Here is a 2,338-nt window from a genome sequence, read left to right as displayed (position 1 = left end):
GCGATGGTACCCGAGGGCGCCGAAGCCCTGATCCGCGTCGAGGAGTCGACCCGCGACGCCGAGGGCCGGGTCAGCGGCACACCCCGCCCCCAGCCCGAGTGGCGGATGCCCGGTGACGAGGCCCGCCGCGGCGAGGTGCTGCTGCCGGCCGGCACCCCGGTCGACCCCGCGGTCCTCGGCATGGCGGCGACCTGTGGTTACGACCGGATCCCGGTCCGCCCGCAACCCCGCGCGGCCCTGCTGGTCTTCGGCGACGAGCTGCTGACCAGCGGCTCGCCCGGGGTCGGCCGGGTCCGTGACTCACTGAGCCCGCTGGTCCCCGCCTGGCTGCGCCGCTACGGCGCGACTGTCAGCCCCGGGGCGGTGCGCGGCCCCGTGCAGGACACCCTCGAAGCGCACGTCGCCGCGATCCGCGAAGCACTGTCGATCGCCGACGTGATCTGCACGACCGGCGGCACGATGAACGGCCCGGTCGACCACCTGCACCCGGCCCTGGCCGAGCTCGGCGCCGAATACGTGATCAACACGGTCGCGGTCCGCCCCGGCTTCCCGATGCTGCTGGCCAAGGTGCCGTCCCCGGACGGCCGCTATCGTTTCCTGGCCGGCCTGCCCGGCAACCCGCAGTCGGCCGTGATCGCCCTGATCACCCTGGTCGCCCCGTTGCTGGCCGGCCTGCACGGCCAGGAGCTGCCGCCGCTGCGCAAGGTCGAGCTGACCGCACCGGTCCCGGGTCGTGGCGGCTTCACCCACCTGGCCCTGGCCGCGCTCGACCAGGACGGCCGCCGGGCCACCCCGGTCGGCCACGTCGGCTCGGCAATGCTGAGAGGCCTGGCCACCGCCGACGGCTTCGTCGTGGTCCGCCCCGACACCGAAGCGGTCGCCGGCGACCTGGTCCCGTTCCACCCCCTGCCGCTGTATCCGGGAGAGCGCCCGTGACCACCACCGAGACAGTGCGGATCGCCGAGGTCCACGACACGACCCTGGACCTGGCCGCCCATGAGAAAGCCGTGGCAGACCCCCGAGCCGGTGCGGTGGTGTCCTTCCAGGGCGTGGTCCGCGACCACGACGACGGCAAGGGCGTGACGCTGCTGGAATACGAAGGCCACCCGTCCGCGGCGGCGGTGCTGCGCGAGGTGGCGGAAGAGATCGCGGCCGATCCGGACGTCTACGCGGTGGCGGTGTCGCACCGGGTGGGAGTGCTGGGCATCGGAGACGTGGCGCTGGTGGCGGCGGTGAGCACGGCCCACCGGGCGGCGGCGTTCACGGCGTGCGCGCGGCTGGTGGATGAGGCCAAGGCGCGCCTGCCGATCTGGAAACGGCAGGTGTTCACCGACGGCAGCGAAGAGTGGGTGAACTGCCCCTGAGCGTCGGCGGACAGGGGTCGCCGTCTCACCTTCACCGCATGCGACTGATGCGGCTCACCTTGACCGGACGCGGCTCAGCGGCCCGGGTCGCGTGGCGGTGGAATGGCTGTCGCCGGCAGTGGACCACCCGGCCGGTTGCTCGCCGGCCCCGCCCGCCGGGCAAGACCCGGGCTGCCGTCCGCCGAGCGGCCGCCACCCCCACCGCCCAGACCGGCGGTGGCCGGCTTCCGGCGTGCGCCGGGAGAAATCCGCCCCAGCCACCGATTGATCGGAAACGCCGGCGCCACCCCCGGACGCCAAGGCAACGCGTTGACCAGCAGAATCAGGGCCAACGCATAGCTGTTGTCCGAGAACGAGTCCCGCAGACTCCACATCGGAGCCAGCACGAACAGCAGATACGTCATCCCCGCCGCCACCGCGAAGGTCAGCCCAGGCCGGCGACCGGGTGGCCGCCGCTGCGCCGTCACCCGCCGCCGCGCCGCCGCGTCGATCAGGATCAGCACCGCCGGCAGGATCCAGATCAGTTCGTGGGTGTCGGTCACCGGTCCCACGATCGCCACCGTCAGCCCGACCAACGTGAACGCGGCGATCTCATCCCCGTCCGCGTGGGCCGCGCGAGCCCGGATCAGCCCGACCGCGATCAGCAGCAGCGAGAACGACAACCACAGAAGCACCGGCGCTGTCGCGGAGTCGTAGATGCGAGCCAGCACGCCGGCCAGCGACTGGTTCGCGATCGCGTCGACCGGCCCGGTGCGGTCGATGCGCCACAGCACCTCGCCGAGCCAGGCGGCAGTCTCCCGAGGACTGATCAGCCAGGCGGCGAGCGCCGCGGTCAGAGCCGTGCCCGTTGCGGTCAGCGCCGCCCGCCACTGCCTGGTCACTGCCAGGTACACGATGAAGAAGGCCGGGGTCACCGCCAGCGCCGTCGCCAGGCCCACTCCGAGGCCGGCCCAGGCGCCGGTCGACCATCCGCG

General features: G+C 73.3%; 3 protein-coding genes. 2 read left to right on the top strand and 1 reads right to left on the bottom strand.

Annotated features, from left to right (window positions below):
- The coding region (locus AB0C29_RS44250) for a molybdopterin-binding protein (protein ID WP_360833783.1) at window positions 1–936 on the top strand (936 nt) is incomplete at its 5' end.
- The gene (locus AB0C29_RS44245; RefSeq protein WP_360833781.1) at window positions 933–1,364 is read left to right on the top strand and encodes a molybdenum cofactor biosynthesis protein MoaE; all 432 of its coding nucleotides are present in this window, start codon (window positions 933–935) and stop codon (window positions 1,362–1,364) included. The genes AB0C29_RS44250 and AB0C29_RS44245, both read left to right, overlap by 4 nt.
- Window positions 1,365–1,438: 74 nt before the next feature.
- On the opposite strand, the gene AB0C29_RS44240 is transcribed toward AB0C29_RS44245, so the two are convergent.
- Window positions 1,439–2,338, bottom strand: a 900-nt coding sequence (locus AB0C29_RS44240) for a glycosyltransferase 87 family protein (protein WP_360833779.1), incomplete at its 5' end; no start/stop codon positions are given.

The organism is Actinoplanes sp. NPDC048791 (genome assembly GCF_040650095.1).
Classification (GTDB): Bacteria; Actinomycetota; Actinomycetes; order Mycobacteriales; family Micromonosporaceae; genus Actinoplanes.
Note: the sequence above shows the minus strand (reverse complement) of the source record. Positions and strands in the feature narration are given on the sequence as shown.